The following is a 22,501-nucleotide window of genomic DNA, read 5'->3' on the forward strand; positions in this document are numbered from 1 at the left end:
CAGCGCTCCCGACCTGGGTGTCGTACTGCTCAGGCACGCCGGGTGCCGGGGCAGAGGGCGTCGAGGGCTGCGTGCTGTGACCAAAGCTTTCGCGGGTACTACGAAAGGACGATGCTGTCCCCAACCTGCACCAGCCCTGGGGCCGCGACTATCGCCAAGGCATCCAGGCGGGTGTCGTGCGCTCTGGCGATGGCTCGCAGCACCAGCGGCGAGTGCGGCAGATCCCCCTGTGCCTCGTTGGTCATGACGCACCGCTCGCTGGATCGCACAAAGTCGACGCAGAGGGTGTCACCGATCCGCGCCTTGTTCCCGAACCACTCGTCCTCGACGAAGGGAGGCGTGCCAGGAGGAGTGCGAACCAGGAGATTCGGCCGGAAACGTCGCTCGTCCACAGGAACTCCGGGGACCGCCGAGCACACCCAATCGAGGGTGGCAGTCGTCAAGACGCTCACCGGGAGCTGGTCGAAGTGCGAGGTGACGCCCTCTCGCGCTATGGCGACGTCATCGCGGCCAAGGTAGCTGCGAAGAAAGGCCGAAGGGTCAAGGACAGCGGCGCCTCGCGGGTCCAACAGCTCCGGCCTGTCGATGCTGTCGGCGTAGCGTGAACGCAGATGCAGCAGGCCGGGCATCCTGCGGAAGCGACGCGTGTTCTTCCCCGAGCCGAGCTTTCCCTCGGCGTCACGCACCGCGAAGAGACGGTCTCCGAGCAACCCCCTCGCGTCAACGTCCACCCGCTGCAGCAACTCACCACCGGTCGACTTGATCGGATACCGCCAGATCCGTTCGATCACGCCCGCCACTTCCGTCATCCGAGAGAAGCTACAGGAGCCCCGTCGCGCCCACTTTCGATACAGGCCCTGACGCGTGTCGCAGAACGCCGGCGGCTGCTCGGCCCATAGGTGCCGCGGACCGGTTGTGGATCGTGGACGGCACCTTGATCCCGGTCCGTGACCGGAAGCTCGGTGCCTCGAGGCGCGGCGACGGTCTGCACCATACCGTCCGAGCCGTCGCCCACATGCACAACCTCGCCCTTGCCGCATGATCAGGAGACAGATGACCGGGCCCCGCCCCTGCCAGAACACCGACTTCTGCAACACGCTTCAGGCGGCCGGGTTCCTTCGCGGTGCAATGGTGGCGTTGGGCAGTGCCGGAGCCGGGAGTGGGTCTCCGTCGTATCCCTCGACCCGGCCGAATCGGTCGGATCCCTGCTGCCACTCGTCCCGCGCCTGAACGATGTCGTCGTGCGTGCGGCCGATGAAGTTCCACCACATGACGATCTCTTCCTGGAACGGCGGCCCGCCCAGCAGTACCACCCGCGCCGGCTGCGGGGAGGCGTTGGTCAGGGAGAGCGTCCTGAGCCCGGATGCGACGTAGCCGAGTTCGGCTGGTGCAAGGGGTGTTCCGTTGAAACGCACGTTGCCGGTGTCGACGATGACACCGTGCTCGAACTCCTCGTCGACGGTGAGGTGCACCGTGCTGTCCGGCTCGATGGAGAGCTCGGCGCCGAGCAGGGGTGTGAAGGTGGGAACAGGGGACGTGTCACCCGCGAGGGAGCCGAGGAACACTCGTGCCGCGCCGCCGTCCAGGGGGACCAGGCCGGGGACGTGGTGCTGGAAGTTCGCCGCCGCGTGGCGATGCGCCTGGGGGAGGGCGATCCACAGCTGCATGCCGTGCAACCGCGTTGTCCGTGGCGTCGACACCTCGGAGTGGCTGATGCCGAATCCGCCCGTCATGAGGTTCAGTTCACCGGGCCTGACGAGGGCGTGGATGCCGAGGCTGTCGCGATGCTCGATCTCACCACTGAAAAGCCAGCTCACCGTCTGCAGTCCGATGTGCGGGTGGGGCGCCACCCGCATCCCCCCGGTCTGATCCACGTCGTCCGGGCCGTAGTGATCAGCGAAGCACCAGGCGCCGATGAGCGTTCGTGCCCGCTGAGGCAACGTGCGCCGTACGGTCATCGCGCGCGGGCCGCCGAGCGGTACCTCGCGCGCGGTGAGGATCTCGACACCACGCTCGGAGAGGTGCGCACCTGCCTGCACAAGCTCGTCGGGGTGTGTCTCCATGTTGCTCAAAGGACGCGTCCTCTACTCGTGACGTTGTGGTGGGGAAGGATTGGTGACGGTAGGAACTCGGCGGGGAAGGAATCGCAGGGAACGAAGCGGCAGAGTGGCGATCGGGCGCCTGAGCTATTCCGTGCGCTCTCCGCCTGCGCGTTCTTCACCGTGGAGCCGGAGCAGCGCGCCGGACACGGCCCGTATCCGCTCGTCGAGCTCCGCGAGCGCCTGGCGAAGCTCGATGACTCGGGTCTCGAGCTCGGTGGCTTCGGCGGCCAGCGACACCACGGTGGTCGTGAAAGCGAGTCGGTTCTCAGAAGCTAGGGTCATCACGCGTCCTCCTTCGGCAGTAGCCGGAAGAAATCTGGTGGACATGTCAGAGGCCATGGCGGTACGTCTGACATGCCTGCGGCCGTCCCATCGTCAGGCAGCGTCTGCACGGTCGAATTGAACTGCCGAGATGCCGAGGATCAGCTTCACCTTGTCGCTGATCAGGACACCGCCCGTTTCGAGCCCCGCGTTCCAGGAGAGACCCCAGTCGGAGCGCTGCAGGGTGGCCGTGCCCTCGAAGCCGACACGCTTCTTCCCGTAGGCGTCCCGGCCGGCACCACCGAACTCGAAGTCGATGAGGATCGGCAGTTCGATGTCCTTGATCCTCAGGTCCCCGGACATGCGGAGCTGGTCGTCATCGGTGCGGACGATCCCGGTGGAGCGGAAGGTCATCAGCGGGAACAGATCGGCATCGAGGAAGTCGGGGCCGACGACATGCGCGTCCCGGTCGCGCACACCCGTGTCGAGACTGCCGGTCTGGACACTCACATACGCCTCGGACCGATGGGGCCGGGATCCGTCGAGCTTGAGGACCCCTTCGAAATCGGTGAACGCTCCGCGCACATTCGTGATCATGGCGTGCCGGACGGAGAAGCCGATCGTGCTGTGGGCGGGATCGATGCTGTAGATCCCGGTCAGCGTCTCGTAGGGGTAGATGCTGGACAGGGTGGCTTCCCTATGGTTCTTGAGCATGGCGAGCCGGTTCCTTCGTGCGGTGGATATGAGGTGGCCGGAAGCCGGCACAGCTGTCCGGAAACCGGAGTCGAGCGCGGGGGGTGATGCTCGCTCCGAAGCCGTGCCGGCCACGGGCACCGAGGCCCCGGCGCAGGGGACTTGCCGTGCGCAAGGGGCAGTGTGAGCCCTCGACCGCGGCGCGGTGGCGGCCCCCGCCGGTGGGCAGGGGCCACCGCCGGGGCCTACTGCTGCCGCGCGAGCCAGTCGGTGAAGCGGGTCTCGGCAAGGCGAGCGTCCGGGCCGGGAAGGAGACTGCTCTCCTCGAGCGGGGAACCGAAGTACAGGGCCCGCGGGTCCGCCACGACGGTACGCGGGTCGTTGCCGGCGGCGAGACCGGTGCGGATGAACTCCTCGAACGCGAACTCATCGGGACCGGCAACCTCGACCACGCCGTTGACGGGCGTGCCGACGGCCGCGCGGCCCACGGCCGCGGCCACGTCGTCGGAGAAGATGGGCTGGATCTTCGCGGTGGGGACCCGCACGGTGTCGCCTTCGGTCCCCGCGTCCGCGATGCCCTTCATGAACTCGAAGAACTGCGTGGCGTGGACGATGGAGTACGGGATCCCCGAGGCCTTGATGAGCTCCTCCTGGACCAGCTTGGCGCGGAAGTAGCCGCTCTCCGGGAGCCGTTCGGTGCCGACGACCGAGAGCGCGACATGGTGGGTCACGGCGGCGTCGCCCTCCGCCTTGAGGAGGTTGGCGGTCGAGGTACGGAAGAACTCCATCACGGCATCGTCCGCGAACGAGGGGGAGTTCGACACGTCGACCACGACCGAGGCACCCTGCAAAACCTCCGCCAGGCCCTCACCCGTCAGTGTGTTGACGCCGGTATTGGGTGAGGCAGGTACCGCCTCGTGGCCGTGTTCTTCGAGCTTGCCGACCAGCTTCGAACCGATGAGGCCGGTTCCGCCTATCACTACAACCTTCATGCTCGGGATCCTCTCGGGAGGTTCTCCATCTGTGCCGCGGGCGCCGTTGGTGAGCTGCCCGTGCGCATCGGTCAATGTTGTCTGCCATAGGTCTGACAGGACGGTCGCCGCGTTTGTGACAGCGAGCCGGCCCGGATCCGGAGATCTCCTCGACGGGGCGGGCGAGCCCAGGACGGTGCCATCGTGGTGCACCGTGCATGTCCGCTTGGGAGCACATGGATGTGCGCCTGCAGGCGGCCACGGTGGCACACGCCTGCAGGCGCACGGTGCGGGAAGGCAAGCCCGGCAGGCTACCGGCTACTCGACGAGCTTTCCTTCGGCCGAGACCTCTTCCATCAGCGAGGAGATCTCGTCCGGGACGGGGGCGATGCTTTCGCGGGTGATCCCCGTGCTCGGGGACCACACGAGGTTGACCTGGAGTTCGGGGTCCATGGCCGGGTAGTCGCTGCGGTTGTGGCAGCCGCGGGTCTCACGACGTTCGAGTGCCGCTTCGAGGGTGGCCCGGGCAGCCAGGGCGGCCGACTTCAGGTCGAAGGCGTGCGCGAGGTCCTGGTAGCCGGCGATGTCGGGATGGATGCCGACGTCCTTCATCCGCTCCTCGATCGCGGCGAGCTCCGTCAGCCCGGCGCGCAGCCCTTCCTCGTCGCGTACGACACCCGCGTGCTCGGTCATGGTGTTGCGGATGGCGCGCTGAAGCGCGCGGACGTTCTCCGGCCCGTCGGCCGCGAGCAGGCCGTCGACCTCCGCACGGGCCTCGGCCACCGCCGAAGCCGACCGCGGCTGCGCGGTCAGCGACTCCGAGTAGGCGGCGGCCGCCCGGCCGGTGATGCGGCCGTACACCAGCAGCTCGATGAGGCTGTTGCCGCCGAGCCGGTTGGCGCCGTGCAGGCCGCTCGACGCCTCGCCGATGGCGTAGAGGCCGCGTACGTCGGTGCTGTGGTCCTCGGGCCGTACCCAGACCCCGCCCATCGAGTAGTGCGCCGTGGGCGCGACCTCGATCGGCTCGCGGGTGATGTCCAGCATCTGCAGGTCCAGGAGCGTCTGATACACCCGGGGGAGCCGGTTCATGATCGTCTGCCGGGGGAGGTGGGAGACGTCGAGCCACACCCCGCCCTTGTCGGTGCCGCGCCCTTCCTTGATCTCCGTGTAGGAGGCGAGCGCGACGCGGTCACGGGTGGAGAGCTCCATGCGCTCGGGGTCGTATTTCGCCATGAAACGTTCGCCGAGCCCGTTGCGCAGGATGCCGCCCTCACCTCGTGCCGCCTCGCTGACGAGGGTGCCTGCCGCGTTCTCCGGCTCGATGATTCCCGAGGGATGGAACTGGACCAGCTCCGGGTCGCGCAGCCGGGCCCCGGCCTCGACGGCCAGCCGGAACGAGTCACCGGTGTTCTCGTCGCGTCGCGAGGAGGTGCGCCGCCAGATGCGGGTGTGGCCGCCGGCCGCGAGGATGACGGCGTCGGCGTGGATGAGGTAGCGCTTCCCGTTCGTGAGGTCGAAGCCGTAGGCCCCGAACACGGCACCGTCGTGGACCAGGAGACGGGTGATGTAGACGCTGTCCAGCATGGGAATGTCGAGCTGGTTCGCGCGTCTGATGAGCGTGCGCTGGATCTCCAGGCCGGTGTAGTCGCCGGCGAAGGCGGTGCGCCGGAACTTGTGCGCGCCGAAGAACCGCTGAGAGATTCGGCCGTCCTCTTCCCTGGCGAAGGCCATACCGAAGCGCTCCAGGTCGTCGATGCCCCGGGCGGCGCCCTGGGTGACGATCTCGGCGGTGCGGGGATCGGAGAGCAGGTAGCTCTCCTTGAGCGTGTCCGCGGCGTGCTGCTGCCAGCTGTCCTCGGGGTCCATCGTGGCCAGGGCGGCGTTGATTCCCCCGGCGGCGAGGGCCGTGTGCGCGTCCTCCTTGGGGCGCTTGCCGACGGCGAGGACGTCGATCCCGGCCTCGGCCAGCTCGATCGCCGCCCGTAGGCCCGCTCCACCGGTTCCGATCACCAGCACCATGGTGGAGAGACGCTGTTCGGTGATAGCCACGATTACTCCCGATCGATCGACTTGGTCATCAATGAATACGACCGTGCGATCGAGCTGATTGTGACAGCGAGGTCACGGGCTTCCCGCCGCAGGACGGTCGTGACGAGGCAAGGGCGCGGCAGAGCGCTGCCGGGCGCCGCCGGGCGCCGCGGGTTCGCTTCGCCGGTGCTGCGAGGCGCTCTGCGCGGCGCCTGCTCCGCAGGGTGCGCCGATACGAGGGTGAGAGGCCACGATGACCTGCGATGTCGTCGCCCCTCACCCTCGTGGGCGGGCCCTCAGGGGAGGAGGCTGTCCAGGGGAACATCGGGATCGCAGAGGCGGGCGTCGTCGAGATCGGCGCCGGAAAGGATCAAGGAACGGATCGAGTCGATGACGTCCCACACGTTGACGCTCATCCCCGCGAGGATGCGGCTGCCCTTCATCCAGAACGCGATGAACTCCCGCTCCGCGACATCGCCGCGGAAGATCACGCGGTCGTAGCCGCCCGGTTCGGTGTATCCCACGTACTCCATCCCGAGGTCGTACTGATCGGTGTAGAAGTACGGAAGCCTGTCGTAGGCGGCGTCCTCGTCGAGCATGCTCAGCGCGGCTGTCTCCGGCTGGTTCAAGGCGTTGGCCCAGTGCTCGACGCGGATGTGACGTTCGAGCAGCGGGTGGTAGGCGTTGGCGACGTCACCGGCGGCGTAGATGTCGGCCACCGAGGTCCGCAGGTGCTCGTCGGTGACGATGCCGTTCCGTACGTCCAGGCCCGCCTCCTCCGCGAGGCGCACGTTCGGTGTGATGCCGACGCCCACGACCACGGCGTCCGCGGCGAGGTGGCTGCCGTCGGCGAGGGTCACACCGTCCACGCGGCCGTCCGTTCCGGTGATGCTCTCGACCTGCGTGTCGGGGCGCAGAACCACCCCGTGATCCTTGTGCAGGCCGGCGAACACCTCCGCGGCCTCGCGCCCGAGCACCTTCAGCAGCGGCAGCTCCGAGTGCTCCAGCACCGTCACCTCCGCACCGGCCATCCGGGCCGCGGCGGCGGTCTCGAGGCCGATCCAGCCGCCGCCGACGACGACGATCTTCGCCCCCTTGGTGAAGACCTCCTTGAGCCGTTCGCTCTGTTCCACGCGCCGCAGATACAGAACGTTGTCGAGATCCGCTCCGGGAACGGACAGCAGGCGCGGAGACGAACCGGTCGCCAGGAGCAGCTTGGCGTACGGCACACGACGACCGTCGTCCAGCTCCACCTCCTTGGCCCGCGGATCGACAGCCTTCACGCTCGTGCCCAGGAGCAGATCGACCTCGTGCTCCGAGTACCAGTCCTCGGGGTGCACGAAGATCGAGTCGCGCTCCTCCTTGCCCAACAGGTAGCCCTTGGAAAGCGGCGGTCGGATGTACGGCCGTTCCTGCTCGTTGCCGATGATGAGGAGCGGGCCGCGGTGGCCGTGCTCGCGCAGCGCCTCCACCGCCTTGCCGGCGGCCAGACCGCCTCCGACGACCACGAAAGTGTTCACAGGGGACATGATGTTCCTCACCTCGGATGTCGCATTTTGCGCCATGTTATGAGTGTCACCACTCAGACCGAGGGCCCGCGCACCCTGTGACAACGTGCCGTTCAGCCATTGGGACGCTCGGGGCCCGTCCGGCGGATCCTGCCGGACAAGCCCCGGTACCGAGGAGAGCTCAGCGCTTGAGCGTGAAGGTGAAGTCGCCGGACAACTTGCCGCTCAGCCGGACTGCCGAAACGAGATTCCCCTCCCTGATCAGTCTTTCGGCCTCGGCCCGCGAAAGACCGCACCCTTCGGCGATCAGTCGCACCGGCCGGACCGGGATCCGCGCCGCGAAGCGGACCGAGATGTCGATCACCTCGCGGTCCAGGTGATCCGATCCGCCGGTGTCGAGGCGCCAGGCGTTGCGCCAGTCGAGGGCGATGCGATTGCGGCGCCGCACGACCGGATCCTGGAGCAGCTCGGCTGCCAGGCCGGGGTCGTTGGCATGCAGCCGGTCCAGCAGCTCGGGTCGTACGGAGCGCACGTTCATCCGCTCCAGGACCGTGAGCTTGGTGGTTTCCCCGCAAGCGGTGCAGAGCGCGAGGAGCCAGGCGTCGATGACCTTGTGGTTGGCGTTGACGCGAAACTTGCCGTTCGCCCGGAAGCGCTCGGACGCGCACGCGTGGCAACGGCGGAGAACGAGCGGCAGGCAGGTGGGTGTGACCACCCAGTTTTCGAGCAGCACAGAAGTACACCGGTTTCAGTGAGAAGTCCGCAGCAAAAGGCAGCGCGGCGCACATGCGCGACGCGTGACGAATCAGCTCTCGGGAGGTCTCACACGGTGTACAACGGCACGTCCTTGCCTGGGCGAATCGGTTCGGCAGCACGGTAGTGGGGCACAGTGGCGCTGCTCCACCGGTTTTCGCGCGCCTCATCGCCAGGGCGACTCGCCGGCCAACGTGATGGTGGTCGGCGTTCCCTGCACGGCCATCCTCGTGTAGGGGGACAGTGAGTCGGCCTTCTCCAGAAGGGGAGCGGCGATCTCCTGGGGGACGCCGGGCCACTTGACCACCAGGTCGACGTGCAGCGCGTAGCCGCCGTCTCCAGGGTCCCGCCCGAAGGCCACGGTTGCGTCTACGGAGATCGAGGTGGCATCGAGTGCCGCTTGTCGCGCCACGAGGCTCAGGGCTCCGTGGAAGCATGCTGCGACTCCGGCGGCGAACAACTGCTCGGGGTTGGTTCCCTCGCCGTCCCCACCGAGTTCGGCGGGCATGCGCAGGTCGAGGTTCAGAGCGCCGTCTGTCGACTGGGCGATGCCGGAGGCGCGCCCGTGGCCGGCTGCGCCGCCGTTGACGGTCACCGTCGTCGTGTAGATGGGGGAGAAGGACGGCCCGTCGAAGTCCTTGTCGGTGGACAGATCGGGCAACCGGACCGGCTCGGTCACCGCACGACTCCGGCGCTTTCGTGGCCTGCTCGCGCTGTGCTCTTCCCTTGCGCCGCAAGGCGATTCACCTGGCCGTGGGCAGGGCTCACTGTGCCGCTCATGACGATCGTCACGTCATCTGTCCTTCACGTCTCGGAGAATCCTGGGTCTGGGCAACCAGTTGACCGTCGACGCACCGTCCTTGTGACAGCTACGGCCTCGAGCAGCAGGTGCTCTGACCCGTGGCGACGTGGGGCCGACCGGTCGGGTCATCGTCGCCTCGGATCTCGACAGCGACCCCGTCGCCGCCGGTGTGCGTCCGTTCACTGTCCGTTCCTCGCTGAGCAGTACATGCTGGGGACTTTCGGGCCGAAGATCGGGACCTTTGCCGAGCGAAACCGATCGTCGGCCGCAGTGCCATGGAAGGGGGGCGAACGTACGGCGATCCGCCCGACGAACTGCCGAGGAACCTATGAGCAACAACTTCAGGAAGCCGCAGCGAGGCACTGATCCGCAGCGGCCGAAGCAGGAGCCGAAGCGGAAGCCGCAGCAGAAGGCGAAGGTGCCCCCGAAGCAGAAGGCGGCCGCCTTTCGCGAGGCGCAGGATGCGCGGGGCCGTCGGCGCCGGGCGCTGCTCGGGCTCGGCGCTGTCGCTGCCGCGATGGCGATCGGTGTCGTCGTCGGCACCCAGCTGACGGGGCGCACCGCAGAGGCCGAGGAGAGCCTGGCGTCGGGTTCGGAGCGGCCGCCGGCCATTCCTGCCAACACCTCCGGCAAGGACGGCGTCGTGGTTCCCTACGGCGACAAGAACGCCAAAGGCACCCTGACCGTCTACGCGGACATGCGGTGTCCGTACTGCGCGGCTGTCGAGAAGCAGCTCGGCCCCGCTGTCGACACGCTGGTGGCGGAGGGCGCGATCAAGGTCGAGTACAGGATGGCCGCCTTCCTGGACGGGGCGCTCGGCGGCAACGGCTCGCACACCGCGCTGGCCGCTCTCGGCGCAGCGGCGAACGAGAGCCCGCGGAAGTTCTACGAGTATCAGCACGTCCTCTACGCCAACCAGCCTCCGGAGGACAGGGACTCCTTCGCCTCGACCGCCGAACTCGTCGATCTGGCCAAGAAGGTCCCGGGACTGAATTCCGCGACGTTCAACAAGGCGGTCAAGGAGAGGACCTATCTCCCCTGGGCGCAGAAGACCGCTGACCGGTTCCACGACTACGGCATCAGCGGTACGCCGACCTTCGTGGTCGACGGCAAGCAGGTGACCGTGCTGGACGACGAGGGGCACCCGGTGAGCACCAAGGCCTTCGTCGAGGAGGTCAGGAACGCCATCAAGGGATAGAAGGAATCACGGCGGAGTGGTGCTCGGCGAACGGCTCCCGTGACCACCACTCTCACGAGTGGCGTGGAAGTCAGGGCCCGGTCACCGATGACTCAGCACGTTGATCACCCGGCCGTTGGGGTCACGGACGAAGAACCGGCGCACCCCCCACTCCTCGTCCTGCAAGGGGTGCACGATCTCCGCGCCGCTCTCGCGCATCACCGCGTAGGCCGCGTCGACATCGTCCACCTCCACGCTCATGTCGGGCACGACCGTCGCGGACTTGTCCTCGCTCATGAAGGTGACCTGTGCCGTGGGATGGGAAGGAGAGGCGAGCGTCATGACCCAGCCGAGGTTCATGACCTCCTCGAACCCCAGGAGGCCGTAGAAGTCGCGGCTCTCCTCCATGGCCTGCGATCGGATGTCGGGCATGACGCGGCGGATGGCCATAGGTGACTCCTCCTGACATGTGACAGCACACGTGGTCCTGATCGTCACCGGATTGTCCCCGGAGGTGCTGCGGCGTGCCCGTCGCGACGCGTCTGGGCAGGCGCGGTCACCTCTTCCGATCGAGTGGTCGAGCCCTGTGCCGGCTCGTGCAGCCGGTCGAGTCGAGCGCGGTGGGCCCCGGTCAGCTGCAGATGTTCCGCAGCGAGGTTCTCCTCCAGGTGGTCGATCCGGGCCGTGCCCGGAATCGGGAGGACGACCGGTGAACGGCCGAGCAGCCAGGCGAGCGCAACCTGCGTGGGAGTGGCGTCGAGTTCGGCCGCCACGGCGGCGACCTCGGCCATCGCCCCCGATTCCCCCCGGGCGACCGGGCGCCACGGCAGGAACGCGACTCCTGCCGCTTCACAGGCCGCGAGCACCGGGTCGTGCTCGCGGTCGAGCAGGTTGTAGCGGTTCTGGACGCTCGCGATGTCGACAATCTCGCGTGCCTGGTGGAGTTCGTCGACGGTGATCTCGGACAGTCCGATGTGGCCGATGCTGCCCTCGGCCCGCAGATCCCGGAGTGTGCCGATCTGGTCGGCGAGTGGCGTCTCAGGATCGATACGGTGCAGCTGAAGCAGCTCGATGCGTTCGACGCGCAGCCGGCGCAGTGCCTGCTCGACCTGATCGCGCAGAACGGCCGGCCGGCCGTCGGGCTTCCACTCTCCTGCGGGGCCCGATCGGGCCATTCCGATCTTGGTGGTGACGAGGACCTCGTCCGGGTACGGGTGCAGGGCCTCGGCCAGGAGTTCCTCGTTGGCGCCCCCGCCGTACAGATACGCGGTGTCGATCAGAGTGATGCCCAGCTCGACGGCCCGCCGGGCGACCGCGAGCGACGTCTCGCGGGCCCGGTGTGGCTCCGTCGGCAGGTGCATGGCCCCGAACCCGAGTCTCCGTACGTACAGATGCCCGCCGATACGGAACCCGCTCGATGTCATGTGCCGTCTCCCCCCGGTCAACGAGTCACGCTAGCAGGGGAGTTGGACGCACTGCCCGGCCCCGGCAAGGGTCGGGCGGGCGCACCCCGGCGGGACCGGTGTCAGACGGCGTCGAGACCCTCGGCCGCGAAGATCTCCTTGGCCTCGGCGACTTGGGCGGCCGTCGGGGCAGGGGTGTCGCGGAGGGTGAACTCCATGTTGAGGGCCTGCCACTTCGACTGGCCCAGCTGGTGGAAGGGGAGGACGTCGACACGGGAGACGTTGCCGAGACCCCCGGCGAAGGCGGCGACTCCTTCGATGTCGGCGGGGTCGTCGGTGAGTCCCGGGACGAGTACGAAGCGGACGTGGACCTCCTGACCGAGGTCGGCGAGCCGCCGGGCGAAGGCCAAGGTCGGCTCGACGCTGCGGCCGGCCACCTTCCTGTACGTGTCCGGGTCCCAGGACTTGATGTCGAGCAGGACCAGATCGGTGTCGCGCAGCAGCGCGTCGCTCGCGCGGGAGCCGAGGAAGCCCGAGGTGTCCAAGGCGGTGTGCAGTCCCAGCTCGTGCTTCATACGGTGCAGGAGCTCGCCGGTGAAGACCGGCTGGAGGAGCGGTTCGCCACCGGAGACGGTCGCGCCGCCGCCGGATGCCGCGATGAAGCGGGTGTACTTGCTCGCCTCCGCGATCATGTCGTCGGCCGAGGTCCGCCTGCCGTCGCCCATCCGCCACGTGTCGGGGTTGTGGCAGTACAGGCAGCGCAGCGGGCAGCCGGCGAGGAAGGTGACGAAGCGGGTCCCGGGGCCGTCGACACCGGTCGACAGATCCCAGGAGTGCACGGATCCCTCGCTGGTCCGTCTGGTCGCCGCGGCAGCCGGCGTCCGCGCGGAACGGGCGGCCGTAGCGTCGACGGGAATGGTCGGGCCGACGGCAAGGGTGGGGCTGACGGCAAGGGTGGGGCCGAGGGGTACGGTCACGGCTGGTGCTCCGAGGTGATGGGTGCTGAGCGGCCCCCTTCAGGGGGCCGAGGCCGGGAGCCGCACGGCTCCCAGCCGTTCACAGCGAGTCGTGGAAGGTGCGGTTCAGTACGTCGAGCTGCTGTTCCCGGGTGAGCCGGACGAAGTTGACCGCGTAGCCGCTGACCCGGATGGTCAGCTGCGGGTACTTCTCCGGGTGCTCCATCGCGTCCTCGAGCACGTCGCGACTGAGCACGTTGACGTTCATGTGGAAGCCGTCGACGGCCATGTAGCCGTCGAGGACCCCCGCCAGGTTGCCGATTCGCTCCTCGGGACCGCGGCCCAGACCGTCCGGAGTGACCGTGCTGGTCAGGGAGATACCGTCCTCCGCGCTCTCGTACGGGATCTTGCTGACCGACAGGGCCGAGGCGACGTAGCCGTGTCGGTCACGTCCGTTCATCGGGTTGGCGCCGGGCGAGAACGGAGCGCCGGCGCGGCGGCCGTCGGGCGTGTTCCCGGTCTTCTTGCCGTAGACCACGTTCGAGGTGATCGTCAGCACGGACTGGGTGTGCTCCGCGTCCCGATAGGTCGGCTGCTCCCGCAGCCTCCGCATGAACTCCTCGACCAGCCACACCGCGATCCCGTCGGCCCGGTCGTCGCAGTTGCCGTACGCCGGGAAGTCTCCCTCGACGGTGTAGTCGGTGGCGAGGCCCGTCGCGTCACGGTGGACGGTGACCTTGGCGTACCTGATCGCGGACAGAGAGTCGGCGGCCACCGACAGGCCGGCGATGCCGCAGGCCATGGTGCGGCGCACGTCGCGGTCGTGAAGAGCCATCTCGATGCGCTCGTAGGCGTACTTGTCGTGCATGTAGTGGATGACGTTCAGAGCGTGCACGTACACCTCCGCGAGCCAGCGCATCTGTGCGACGAGCTTCGGCAGCAGCTCGTTGTAGTCGAGGACCTCGGAGGTGAGGGCGCCGGTGCACGGGCCGACCTGGGCGCCGGACCTCTCGTCCCGGCCCCCGTTGATCGCGTAGAGCAGGGCCTTGGCGAGATTCACCCGGGCGCCGAAGAACTGCATCTGCTTGCCCACGGGCATGGCGGAGACGCAGCAGGCGATGGCGGTGTCGTCGCCGAACCGGGGACGCATGAGCTCGTCCGACTCGTACTGCACCGCCGACGTGTCGATGGAGACCCTGGCGCAGAACTCCTTGAAGCCCTGTGGCAGCCGGGGCGACCAGAAGACCGTCATGTTCGGCTCCGGGGCCGGGCCGAGGTTGTAGAGAGTCTGCAGGTAGCGAAAGGACGTCCTGGTGACGAGCGGACGGCCGTCGTCGCCCATTCCGGCGATCGACTCGGTGACCCAGGTCGGGTCACCGGAGAACAGCTCGTCGTACTCGGGGGTGCGCAGGAAGCGGACGATGCGCAGCTTGACGATGAAGTCGTCGATCAGCTCCTGGGCCTGCTCCTCGGTGAGCCGGCCCGCCCGGAGGTCACGGTCGAGGTAGACGTCGACGAACGTGGAGGTGCGGCCCAGCGACATGGCGGCGCCGTTCTGCTCCTTCACGGCGGCCAGGTAGGCGAAGTACAGCCACTGGATGGCTTCGCGGCCGGTGGTGGCCGGGCCGGAGATGTCGTAACCGTAGGAGGCGGCCATCTCCTTGAGTTCACCCAGGGCACGGATCTGCTCGGCGAGTTCTTCGCGCAGCCGGATCGTCTCCTCCAGCGAGCGCGTGCTCGCCGACAGGGAGTCGAGACCCTCCTTCTCCTGCCGCTTGAAGGCGATGAGACGGTCGACGCCGTAGAGCGCGACCCGGCGGTAGTCGCCGATGATGCGTCCGCGGCCGTACGCGTCCGGAAGGCCGGTGACGATGCCGGCCTTGCGGGCGGCGCGGATCTCAGCGGTGTAGGCGTCGAAGACACCGGCGTTGTGGGTCTTGCGGTACTCCGTGAAGACCTTCTCCAGCTCCGGCGAGACCGGGTAGCCGTAGGTGTCCAGCGAACCGGCGACCATCCGCCAACCGCCGTAGGGCATGATCGCGCGCTTGAGCGGGGCGTCCGTCTGCAGGCCGACGATCAGCTCCTTGGCGCGGTCGATGTAGCCGGGCGCGTGCGCGGTGATGGTCGACGGAAGGTCGTACGCGACGTCGTGGACGCCCCTTTCGAGTTCCTCGGGGAACTTGTCGGTGATGGCCTTCCACACGGCCGTGGTGCGCTCGGTGGGGCCGCTGAGGAAGGAGCCGTCGCCCTCGTACGGCGTGTAGTTCCGCTGGATGAAGTCGCGGACGTCGATCGCGTCGCGCCACAGGCCGCCCTGGAAGCCTGACCAGGCCTCGGGACTCAGGACTGCGTTCGCAGGAGTGGCGGTCATGGCCTCTCCCCACCTTCCGGGTTGTGTTCTGTCCGATGACCGCCCGTGACGAGGTTCGACCGGGCGGGAGTCGGCTTGCGCGAGGGGTCGGATGCCGGTCAGCTCGGGGATTCCGCGCCCTTGCGGGCGTAGAACCACCAGGTGATCGCGATGCACGTCACGTAGAAGGCCACGAAGCCCCACATCGCGCTGGTCACCGCGAAGTTGGCGAACAGCGCCGGGATGAAGAAGAAGCCGTACGCGGCGATGCCGGCGGTGAAGCCGGTGACGGCCCCGGACTCCGTCTCGGTCTGCTTCAGGGCCCTGGCGTACTCCGGCGTGCCCTCGGTCAGGCCCTTCAGATGCTGGTTGCGGAAGATCACCGGGATCTGCCGGAACGTCGAGCCGTTGCCGATGCCGGAGGCGAGGAACGCGACGAGGAAGCAGCCGAAGAACCCCGCGAAGTTGCCGCCGTCCCCGCCGCTCGGCAGGAAGGTGATCACACCGATGATCGAGGCCGCCATGCCGACGAAGGACAGGATGGTGACCCGCGCGCCGCCGAGCTTGTCGGCGATCCAGCCGCCCGCCCAGCGGGCGAGGGCGCCGAGGGCCGGGCCGATCCAGGCGTAGGTGGCCACCGAGTAGTCCGGGAAGGTGGTCTTGATCAGCATCGGCAGGGCCGCGGCGAAACCGATGAACGAACCGAAGGTGCCGATGTACAGCCAGGTCATCAGCCAGTTGTGCTTGCGGCGGAAGATGACCCGCTGCCGCCGGAAGGAGGTGGCGGCCGTCTTGAGGTTGTTCTGGCCGAACCAGGCGACCGCGGCCAGGACGATCAGCACGGGGATCCACAGGAACGCGGCGTTCTGGAGGTAGACCTCGCCGCCCGTCCTCGCGTCGTGCCGGCCCGAGCCGATGGCGAACACCGAGCTGGTGATGACGATGGGGGTGAGCAACTGGACGACGGAGACGCCGAGGTTGCCGAGGCCGCCGTTGATGCCGGCGGCGTTGCCCTTCTCACGCTTGGGGAAGAAGAAGCCGATGTTGGCGAGCGCGGACGAGAAGTTGGCGCCGCCGACGCCGCACAGGGCAGCGATCACGGCCATGGTGGTGAACGACGTCGAAGTGTCCTGGATGGCCACGCCCAGCCAGAGCAGGGGCACGATCAGGACGAGCGTGGACAGCGCCGTGAAGGTGCGCTGACCGAACTTCGGTCCCAGGAAGGTGTAGCAGATCCGGGCCGTACCGCCGGTGAGGCCGGGGATCGCGGTCAGCCAGAACAGCTGTGACGTGCTGTAGGCGAAGCCGACGTCCGCGAGGTTGGTGGCGGTGACGCTCCACACCTGCCACACCACGAAGGCGACGAGCAGCGCGGGAACCGCGATCCACAGGTTGCGCCGGGCGACGCGCCTGCCGATCGAGTTCCAGAAGAGCTCGTTCTCGGGCTCCCAGTCGGTGATGTCACGGCCGGGCCGGTACTGGGCCGGGTCGAACGACCGCCGTGTGACGACGGTCGCTTCCTGCACGGCTGACATGGCTGTCCCTGGTGGTGAGAGGGGAAGTGCTTACCTCTCCAGGCTTCTCCTTGAAGAAAGAGGAGGTCAGAGGCCATGGTCAGCAATGAGGACCGCCCTAGGTCCCGTCGTCCGGCGGACTTCCGCCACGGGGCCGATGGGCCACCTGGTCCGCCGAGCAGGGCAGTCCCCGCGCGCCGATCGTGCGGCACAGGTCCGGCGCGCCGACAAGGCAGGGCAGTCCCGGCGTACCGATCGGGCAGGGCAGTCCCGGCGTACCGATCCGGCGGCGCACTCCCGGCGCTCAGAGCCTGACGAGGCCTTCGCAGAGGACGAGAACACCGATGGCGGCGATCACCACGGCCATCACACCGGCGGCCTGCTGCTCCAGCCACCCCCTGGCGCTGGTCAGTGGGGCGAGGACCCGCTCGCCCAGCAGCGCCTGGAGCACCACCGGCAGGGCCACGGTGCTGGCGGCGCAGACGGTGAACACCACGAAGGGCACCACGCCGCTCGTGGTGGAGGACGCGGCCGACCCGATCGCGAGGCCGGCGGCCGCGGAGAGCAGAAGGATCTTCGGGTTGGCCACCGACAGCAGCACTCCGAGCCGGAACGCCTTGGCCGGGCTCGCATCGGCGAGAAGGCGCATCCAGCCCGGCGCCGGCCTGCCGTGTCTCGTGAGCCATTGCCGGAGCCCGAGGAGGATCAGGAACGTGCCCACCCCCACTCTTGCCCAGGCGACCCAGGTGTGTCCCTCCGAGGGGCGCTGGACGACGGAGGCCAGGGCGGCGCACGCGCCCGCGGGCATGACGATCCCGATCACCCAGCCGGCCAGAAAGGCACTGCTGGTCGCTCGTGGCCGGGGCGTGAACTGCATGAAGAGTGCGGGGATGAGGGTGAACGGCGACACGGCGATCACCAACGCGAAGAACACGACCTCACCGAATGCCACCGGCACCGCCTTCTGCCGCATTCGCCGAATGTGCGTGCACGAACAGTCGCCTCGTCTTGAGAAGGTCGTCTTGAGAAGGTCCGCCAGTGCCGAGATCGAGGGCTCCGGGTGGGGGCCCTGGCGACTCCCCGAGAATGCCACACGGCTCGGCGCATCCGGCGGCACCCGAGGAACAGGCCGTGTTGCTCACCGCCCGCCTCCCACGGCCTCTGCCGCGCCCGTTTCCACGGCTTGTGACGCGCTCGTTCCCCGCGCATCGTTCGTGAGTTCGACGCGGCGTCATACTGGCAGTTCGATCATCTGGGGGAAGGCGGAGCATGCACACCGGACCGACAGCGAACGGCCACAGCCGACTCGCCGCGGAGACGCTGCCCGCAGGGCTGACCCACGGGCCCAGCCGGGAGTACCTGGTCGAGCGCGGGCTGCCCGGGACCGCCGCCGACCTCGACTTCACCGCCCTGCGCGGCGGCCGACTCGAGCCGTTCACGACCCGCGCCGGCCTGCCGATCGGCGACGGACGGCTGTGGGTCCTCGGTACGACCGACTACTGCGGCAGCCGCGTGGTGCTCGACGGCATGACCGGTGCGGTGCTGCTGGCCGACGCAGGCGCGCAGGGCCCGGCGGCGGAACCGGTGCACGACCCTCTCGCCTCCTCGCTGCCCGCCCTGGCGGAGCTGATCGGTACCTGTGAGTGGGTGTCGGAGAGCGCACGGCGCACCGACGCGTACGACGGGCGCCGCGGTCCCGATGTGATGGCCGACGTGATCGAGGCCGCCGCGGTGCGGCTGCGCGGCGCCGATCCCGAACTGTTCGCCGCCGACGCCGCTCCCGCGCACTGGCGCACCTGTCTGCTGGTCCGCTCCCTGGCCTGGGGCGCCCGGCCCGGATCGGCGGACGCGCTGGCGTACACCTTCGGACCGGACCTGGTCCGCGACCTCGCGCGGCTGGACGGCGACGGCAGGGTGCGCCACTACCGCCCGGAGGAGTTGCCGGAGCAGCTCACCCACGAGCCGACCCGGCGACTGCTCACCGAGGTCGGACTGCCCCTCGCCGGTGAGCTGTTCAGCGTCGGCGACGAGCCGCTGCGCACCATGGCCGAGGCACATCCCGACACCTTCGCGGACACGGACACGGACACGGGCATGGGCCGGGGCCACCAGAATGGCTTCCTCGCCGTCGGCTGGTGGCCGCACGACCTCAGGGTCGCCCTCGACGGTGCCACCGGCCGCCTCGAGTTGCCGGAGTGGTACGGCGAGGGCGAGCCTGCGGCCTATCTGAACCGGGACCTGTCCGCGCTGCTGTACGCCTGGTGGATCTACGAGCGGCTGCGCAGGGAGTGGTACCGCTGGGACAACGGCGCCGCCGCGGACACCTGGCGGGTGTTCGACCCGTTCGCGCTGCTGAGCAGCCGGGTCGACGCGATGGTGGAGGCGGTGGACCCGGAGGCGTTCCGGACCCCGGCCCACTCGTGGCGGATGCTCGCCGAGGATCCGTACACGGGCGGGCTCCTGTCCCACTGAACCGGGTGCGATCAGACCCGGAAGACAGAACCGACGCGAATCGAATACGCGGCGCTCACGCAAGCGGCGTGTGACCGGCCGGCACCGCCTCGTCGGGCGAGACCGTTTCGGGCGGCGTTCCGTCGCCGAACGGCCGTCCGCCCAGCGCTGCCCGGTCGTGCGGCGTCAGCCAGTTCGACAGGTCCGGTCCCACCGGCACGATCCCGGTCGGATTGATGTCGCGGTGCACCATGTAGTAGTGCCGCTTGATGTGGTCGAAGTCGACCGTGTCACCGAACCCGGGCGTCTGGAACAGGTCCCGCGCGTACGCCCACAGCACCGGCATCTCGGACAGCTTCTGCCGGTTGCACTTGAAGTGGCCGTGGTAAACGGCGTCGAAGCGCACCAGCGTGGTGAACAGCCGCACGTCCGCCTCGGTGATCGTGTCGCCGACGAGGTAGCGGGATCCTTCGAGCTGCCGCGACAGCAGATCGAGCCGGTTGAACAGACGCTCGTACGCCGCGGCGTACGACTCCTGCGATCCGGAGAACCCGGCCCGGTACACGCCGTTGTTCACGTCCCCGTAGACCGTCTCGTTCACCGCGTCGATCTCCGGCCGCAGCGAGGGAGGGTAGAGCGCCGGCGCCCCTTCGCGGTGGTACGCCGTCCACTCCAGAGACATGTCGATGGTGATCTGCGCGTAGTCGTTGGTCACCACTTCGCCGGTCGGTACGTCGACGATCGCCGGCACCGTGATGCCTCGGTCGTAACCGGGATCGCGGGCGAGGAACGCCTCCTGGAGCCGCTCGATGCCGAGCACCGGGTCACGGCCGCCCGGGTCCAGGTCGAACGTCCAGCTGCGCTGGTCGTGCGTGGGCCCGGCGATGGCCATGGGCAGTGCCTGCTCCAGCCCGAGGAGCCGCCGCACGATCACCGCCCGGCTCGCCCACGGACAGGCGCGGCTGACCACCAGACGGTAGCGGCCGGGCTCCACGGGAAAGCCGTCGCGCCCGTCGGCGGTGATCCGGGTGGTGAGGTACCGGCTGTCCCTCGCGTACTCTCCGCCGCGTTTCACATAGCTCACAGCATCGCCCTACCCAGGGTCGTTCCGCTTACCCGGGAACCACGGCAACGAACGCCGTCAGCCCGGCCGGGCCGCGGTGTCAGTCGGAGGCGGACCACACATCGAGGCCGCCGCCGCGCCACTCCACGAACGCCGGGTCCCCAAGATCGATCGTGTCGGGATCGAGCCCTGCCCGGCGCATGAACCCGACGACGTCTCGGGGGCTGTGCGCCTGGCCCATGACCAGGCCGTCGACGCGCACCCGCCGGGAGCCCTGGTCATCCGGTGGGTAGACGATCACGAGCCGAGGGTTCACGTTTCAAGCGTCCCTCCGGACCCCTTTTCACGCATCCGGATGACGACCGTGAGCAGCCGGGCGGCCGAGGCTGTGCCTCGCCATGTACATCGCCGACCTCAGAGGTGCGGGGTGCTGCTCCGTTCCTGGCACTGGGGCTGCTCCGGTCCTGCGCCCGCAGCACGGTGGGCGCAGGACCGGAGCGCGGCTGCGGACGGCTCCTGGGGTGGGGGCTGCGGCGTCAGTCCTCCTTGCGGCCGACCAGGGCGGGCGGGATCGACGCGACGGCCCGGGCCGCGTCATGACGACCGGCGCCGGAGTGTGTAGCGCGGCCGGCGACGGTGAGCTTCAGGGTCTGCTCGGCGGCGGTCCGGCCGTCACCGACCGAGCCGCCGGTGGTGTCCGACCAGGCACGGGTGGGCGTGGTCTCGGCGAGCCGGTCAGGGGACCCCGACATTCCGAGAACCAGCCCGCTGTAGCGGTTGACCAGGCGGAACGTTCCCGTGGACCGGCCGTCGGCGGTCGAGTTGGCGATGACGAACCACTGCTGGCCCACGGTGGGCCTGCCCGCGGGCGCCGCGGTCACCGTCGGCCTGGCGGCCCAGGCGCGGCCGGCGTTCTTGGTGGAGTCGACGCCGAGCAGTTCCCGGCTGTGGGCGTTGGCGATGCGGTACGAGCCGTCGCCGTTGGAGGTGAAGACCCAACGGCTGAGAGCGGAACCGTCCCCCGCGGGCCGCGAGGTGGTGGCCCGGCTGCCGGCGGTCTGCGCGAGGACGCGCCCGGTGCCGTTGCCGATGGTGTAGGCCGCGCCGGACGTGACCGGGGCGGCCGGGGCGCTGCTGTGGACCGTGGTCTCGTAGTACTCGTTGTCGGAGGTGCCGGAGCAGAACCACGAGCAGTAGCTGCGGAACGTCTTGCCGACGATGGTGGAGCCGGTCCTGTTCACCGAGTCGAGCATCCAGCGGTACCAGGATCCCGACCGGTAGTCGCCGGAGTCGCCGATGAGCTTCCACTTCTGGGTGGCGAGGTTGTCGGTGACGTAGAAGCGCTGCGCCTCCGAGCGGTCCTGATTGACCGCCTCGGGCTCACCGAAGTACAGCCCGAGATGGGCGTTGTAGACGACGCTCATGGTCAGCAGGTCGGACTTGGCGGGCAGTTTGCCCGCGGCCCGCTGCTCCGCGACGGTGCCGGGGGTGGCCGGGTCGTAGTCGTTCTCGACGGGGGTGTAGCCCGTGGTGTTGTCGGCGTCGACCGGCTCCATGTTGCTCTCCAGGCCGCCGACTCCGGGCTGGGACCAGGAGCCGTCGTACCACTTCTTCCAGGAGCCGGGTGCCATCTTGCCGGACATCGGTGCGCGGGCGACGTGCGCCCGGCTGCCGTCCGTCCAGCCGCCCGGGACACCGCCCTTCGGGATCGCCCGGGAGTTGTAGTAGACGTAGAAGTAGCCGGAGGCGGTGTCCACGAACAGCCGCGCGTCGCCGTTGCCGTAGTGGTAAGTGTCGTGGGGGAACGCCGCGTTGTCGCCTCGCTCGGTGCTGTACGGCGACGTGAGGACGTGGGCCTTGATCGTCCAGGTCCTGCCCCGGTCCTTGGAGACGGCGTAGTCGATCGCGTCGTAGTGCAGGCCGTCCCCGAAGGGCTGCGGGGTGAACTCGTTGTGGACGAGCCCGTACCAGTGGCCGGTGTCGGGGTCCACCCACACGCCCATCAGGTCGCAGTAGTTCTTCTGCGAGTAGTGCGAGGTGTCGGGGGCGTACGTGGACTCGCGGCCGGTGGGGCTGTTGTTGCACCGCCAGGTGGTGTCGTCGTTCCGGTCCTGTGCGTTGGCGGGATTCACCGCGTCGCTGATGGCGGCGTCGCGCTCGGCGGTGTCGAAGTCCTTGCCGCTGTAGAAGGACCACTTGCGGGGGTCGTTCCGGGCGTACAGCGCGTGGGTGGACTGGTAGTAGAACGTGCCGTTCTTGTCGATGTAGGTGGCGGCAGGGGTGTCGTCCGGATTGGCCCACGGGCCCTTGGCCCCGATGGTGACGCTGTACGTGGGGGAGTGCGGCGATGCGGACGCGGGGCGGGATGCGGACGCGGATGCCGGTACCGCCGCCATGGTGCCGGCCAGTACTGCGGCCGTCGCGGCCAGCGCACCGGCGGTCCTCGTTCTGCGACGAACTGCCACGGGT

At 68.8% G+C, this 22,501-nt stretch carries 20 protein-coding genes and 1 pseudogene; 3 read left to right on the top strand and 18 right to left on the bottom strand.

Annotated elements, in window-relative coordinates:
- Positions 1-98: 98 nt before the first annotated feature.
- Complete coding sequence (locus tag ACIQMR_RS13010; RefSeq protein ID WP_401385471.1) at positions 99-809, bottom strand: MOSC domain-containing protein; 711 nt, start codon at positions 807-809, stop codon at positions 99-101.
- A 74-nt stretch (positions 810-883) separates the two neighbouring features.
- Here ACIQMR_RS13010 and ACIQMR_RS13015 point away from each other — a divergent pair.
- Positions 884-976 (top strand): annotated as a pseudogene (locus ACIQMR_RS13015) (IS5/IS1182 family transposase); the annotation flags it as partial.
- Positions 977-1,100: 124 nt separating this feature from the next.
- Here the strand turns inward: ACIQMR_RS13015 and ACIQMR_RS13020 are convergent.
- The 8 genes from ACIQMR_RS13020 to ACIQMR_RS13055 form a co-directional block, all read right to left on the bottom strand.
- Positions 1,101-2,072, bottom strand: a complete 972-nt coding sequence (locus ACIQMR_RS13020) for a pirin family protein (protein WP_401385472.1) — start codon at positions 2,070-2,072, stop codon at positions 1,101-1,103.
- A 114-nt stretch (positions 2,073-2,186) separates the two neighbouring features.
- Complete coding sequence (locus ACIQMR_RS13025) at positions 2,187-2,384, bottom strand: hypothetical protein (protein ID WP_401385473.1); 198 nt, start codon at positions 2,382-2,384, stop codon at positions 2,187-2,189.
- A 93-nt stretch (positions 2,385-2,477) separates the two neighbouring features.
- Positions 2,478-3,077 (bottom strand): YceI family protein, encoded by a 600-nt coding sequence (locus tag ACIQMR_RS13030; protein ID WP_401385474.1) that lies wholly within the window; start codon positions 3,075-3,077, stop codon positions 2,478-2,480.
- Between the two features lie 224 nt (positions 3,078-3,301).
- Complete coding sequence (locus ACIQMR_RS13035) at positions 3,302-4,048, bottom strand: SDR family oxidoreductase (protein WP_401385475.1); 747 nt, start codon at positions 4,046-4,048, stop codon at positions 3,302-3,304.
- A 297-nt stretch (positions 4,049-4,345) separates the two neighbouring features.
- Positions 4,346-6,046 carry an L-aspartate oxidase gene (locus tag ACIQMR_RS13040; RefSeq protein WP_401385756.1) on the bottom strand — a complete coding sequence of 567 codons (1,701 nt, stop codon included), beginning with the start codon at positions 6,044-6,046 and terminating at the stop codon, positions 4,346-4,348.
- Between the two features lie 305 nt (positions 6,047-6,351).
- On the bottom strand, positions 6,352-7,584 hold the full coding sequence (locus ACIQMR_RS13045; protein WP_401385476.1) for an NAD(P)/FAD-dependent oxidoreductase: 1,233 nt from the start codon (positions 7,582-7,584) through the stop codon (positions 6,352-6,354).
- Positions 7,585-7,744: 160 nt separating this feature from the next.
- Positions 7,745-8,293 carry a DUF1062 domain-containing protein gene (locus tag ACIQMR_RS13050; RefSeq protein ID WP_401385759.1) on the bottom strand — a complete coding sequence of 183 codons (549 nt, stop codon included), beginning with the start codon at positions 8,291-8,293 and terminating at the stop codon, positions 7,745-7,747.
- Between the two features lie 189 nt (positions 8,294-8,482).
- Positions 8,483-8,995 (bottom strand): Ohr family peroxiredoxin, encoded by a 513-nt coding sequence (locus ACIQMR_RS13055; RefSeq protein ID WP_401385477.1) that lies wholly within the window; start codon positions 8,993-8,995, stop codon positions 8,483-8,485.
- Positions 8,996-9,446: 451 nt separating this feature from the next.
- On the opposite strand from ACIQMR_RS13055, the gene ACIQMR_RS13060 reads away from it, so the two are divergent.
- On the top strand, positions 9,447-10,316 hold the full coding sequence (locus ACIQMR_RS13060) for a thioredoxin domain-containing protein (RefSeq protein ID WP_401385478.1): 870 nt from the start codon (positions 9,447-9,449) through the stop codon (positions 10,314-10,316).
- An 81-nt stretch (positions 10,317-10,397) separates the two neighbouring features.
- Here the strand turns inward: ACIQMR_RS13060 and ACIQMR_RS13065 are convergent, their stop codons facing one another.
- The 6 genes from ACIQMR_RS13065 to ACIQMR_RS13090 all read right to left on the bottom strand — a co-directional run bounded on the left by ACIQMR_RS13065 (position 10,398) and on the right by ACIQMR_RS13090 (position 17,491).
- On the bottom strand, positions 10,398-10,745 hold the full coding sequence (locus ACIQMR_RS13065; protein WP_266385023.1) for a VOC family protein: 348 nt from the start codon (positions 10,743-10,745) through the stop codon (positions 10,398-10,400).
- 44 nt (positions 10,746-10,789) lie between these two features.
- On the bottom strand, positions 10,790-11,719 hold the full coding sequence (locus ACIQMR_RS13070; RefSeq protein WP_401385479.1) for an aldo/keto reductase: 930 nt from the start codon (positions 11,717-11,719) through the stop codon (positions 10,790-10,792).
- A 101-nt stretch (positions 11,720-11,820) separates the two neighbouring features.
- A complete protein-coding gene (gene pflA / locus ACIQMR_RS13075) occupies positions 11,821-12,615 on the bottom strand; it encodes a pyruvate formate-lyase-activating protein (RefSeq protein ID WP_401385762.1) in 795 nt (264 codons plus the stop codon).
- Positions 12,616-12,754: 139 nt separating this feature from the next.
- Positions 12,755-15,025 (bottom strand): formate C-acetyltransferase, encoded by a 2,271-nt coding sequence (pflB, locus tag ACIQMR_RS13080; RefSeq protein WP_401385480.1) that lies wholly within the window; start codon positions 15,023-15,025, stop codon positions 12,755-12,757.
- Positions 15,026-15,123: 98 nt separating this feature from the next.
- Positions 15,124-16,539, bottom strand: coding sequence for a NarK family nitrate/nitrite MFS transporter (locus ACIQMR_RS13085; protein ID WP_401385481.1), 1,416 nt, complete (start codon positions 16,537-16,539; stop codon positions 15,124-15,126).
- A 283-nt stretch (positions 16,540-16,822) separates the two neighbouring features.
- Positions 16,823-17,491: a GAP family protein gene (locus tag ACIQMR_RS13090; RefSeq protein ID WP_401385482.1), complete on the bottom strand. Its 669-nt coding sequence runs from the start codon at positions 17,489-17,491 to the stop codon at positions 16,823-16,825.
- A gap of 296 nt (positions 17,492-17,787) precedes the next feature.
- On the opposite strand from ACIQMR_RS13090, the gene ACIQMR_RS13095 reads away from it, so the two are divergent.
- Entirely contained in the window at positions 17,788-18,990 is a 1,203-nt protein-coding gene (locus tag ACIQMR_RS13095) for an SUKH-4 family immunity protein (protein WP_401385483.1), read from the top strand.
- A 55-nt stretch (positions 18,991-19,045) separates the two neighbouring features.
- Here ACIQMR_RS13095 and ACIQMR_RS13100 read toward each other — a convergent pair whose 3' ends face one another.
- The 3 genes from ACIQMR_RS13100 to ACIQMR_RS13110 form a co-directional block, all read right to left on the bottom strand.
- The gene (locus ACIQMR_RS13100; RefSeq protein ID WP_401385765.1) at positions 19,046-20,044 is read right to left on the bottom strand and encodes a glutathione S-transferase family protein; all 999 of its coding nucleotides are present in this window, start codon (positions 20,042-20,044) and stop codon (positions 19,046-19,048) included.
- An 88-nt stretch (positions 20,045-20,132) separates the two neighbouring features.
- Entirely contained in the window at positions 20,133-20,348 is a 216-nt protein-coding gene (locus ACIQMR_RS13105) for a hypothetical protein (RefSeq protein ID WP_401385484.1), read from the bottom strand.
- 220 nt (positions 20,349-20,568) lie between these two features.
- Positions 20,569-22,497, bottom strand: coding sequence for an RICIN domain-containing protein (locus ACIQMR_RS13110; protein WP_401385485.1), 1,929 nt, complete (start codon positions 22,495-22,497; stop codon positions 20,569-20,571).
- Between the last annotated feature and the right edge of the window lie 4 nt (positions 22,498-22,501).

It is taken from the genome of Streptomyces sp. NPDC091376 (assembly GCF_044757085.1).
Lineage (GTDB): Bacteria > Actinomycetota > Actinomycetes > Streptomycetales > Streptomycetaceae > Streptomyces > Streptomyces pratisoli.

Bases quoted from the DNA above. Each gene is read 5' to 3' on its own strand.
- ACIQMR_RS13040 (WP_401385756.1), bottom strand. From the start codon at position 6,046: ATGGTGCTGGTGATCGGAACCGGTGGAGCGGGCCTACGGGCGGCGATC.
- pflB (WP_401385480.1), bottom strand. From the start codon at position 15,025: ATGACCGCCACTCCTGCGAACGCAGTCCTGAGTCCCGAGGCCTGGTCA.
- ACIQMR_RS13090 (WP_401385482.1), bottom strand. From the start codon at position 17,491: ATGCGGCAGAAGGCGGTGCCGGTGGCATTCGGTGAGGTCGTGTTCTTC.
- ACIQMR_RS13095 (WP_401385483.1), top strand. From the start codon at position 17,788: ATGCACACCGGACCGACAGCGAACGGCCACAGCCGACTCGCCGCGGAG.
- ACIQMR_RS13010 (WP_401385471.1), bottom strand. From the start codon at position 809: ATGACGGAAGTGGCGGGCGTGATCGAACGGATCTGGCGGTATCCGATC.
- ACIQMR_RS13045 (WP_401385476.1), bottom strand. From the start codon at position 7,584: ATGTCCCCTGTGAACACTTTCGTGGTCGTCGGAGGCGGTCTGGCCGCC.
- ACIQMR_RS13065 (WP_266385023.1), bottom strand. From the start codon at position 10,745: ATGGCCATCCGCCGCGTCATGCCCGACATCCGATCGCAGGCCATGGAG.
- ACIQMR_RS13025 (WP_401385473.1), bottom strand. From the start codon at position 2,384: ATGACCCTAGCTTCTGAGAACCGACTCGCTTTCACGACCACCGTGGTG.
- ACIQMR_RS13070 (WP_401385479.1), bottom strand. From the start codon at position 11,719: ATGACATCGAGCGGGTTCCGTATCGGCGGGCATCTGTACGTACGGAGA.
- ACIQMR_RS13030 (WP_401385474.1), bottom strand. From the start codon at position 3,077: ATGCTCAAGAACCATAGGGAAGCCACCCTGTCCAGCATCTACCCCTAC.
- ACIQMR_RS13060 (WP_401385478.1), top strand. From the start codon at position 9,447: ATGAGCAACAACTTCAGGAAGCCGCAGCGAGGCACTGATCCGCAGCGG.
- ACIQMR_RS13035 (WP_401385475.1), bottom strand. From the start codon at position 4,048: ATGAAGGTTGTAGTGATAGGCGGAACCGGCCTCATCGGTTCGAAGCTG.
- ACIQMR_RS13085 (WP_401385481.1), bottom strand. From the start codon at position 16,539: ATGTCAGCCGTGCAGGAAGCGACCGTCGTCACACGGCGGTCGTTCGAC.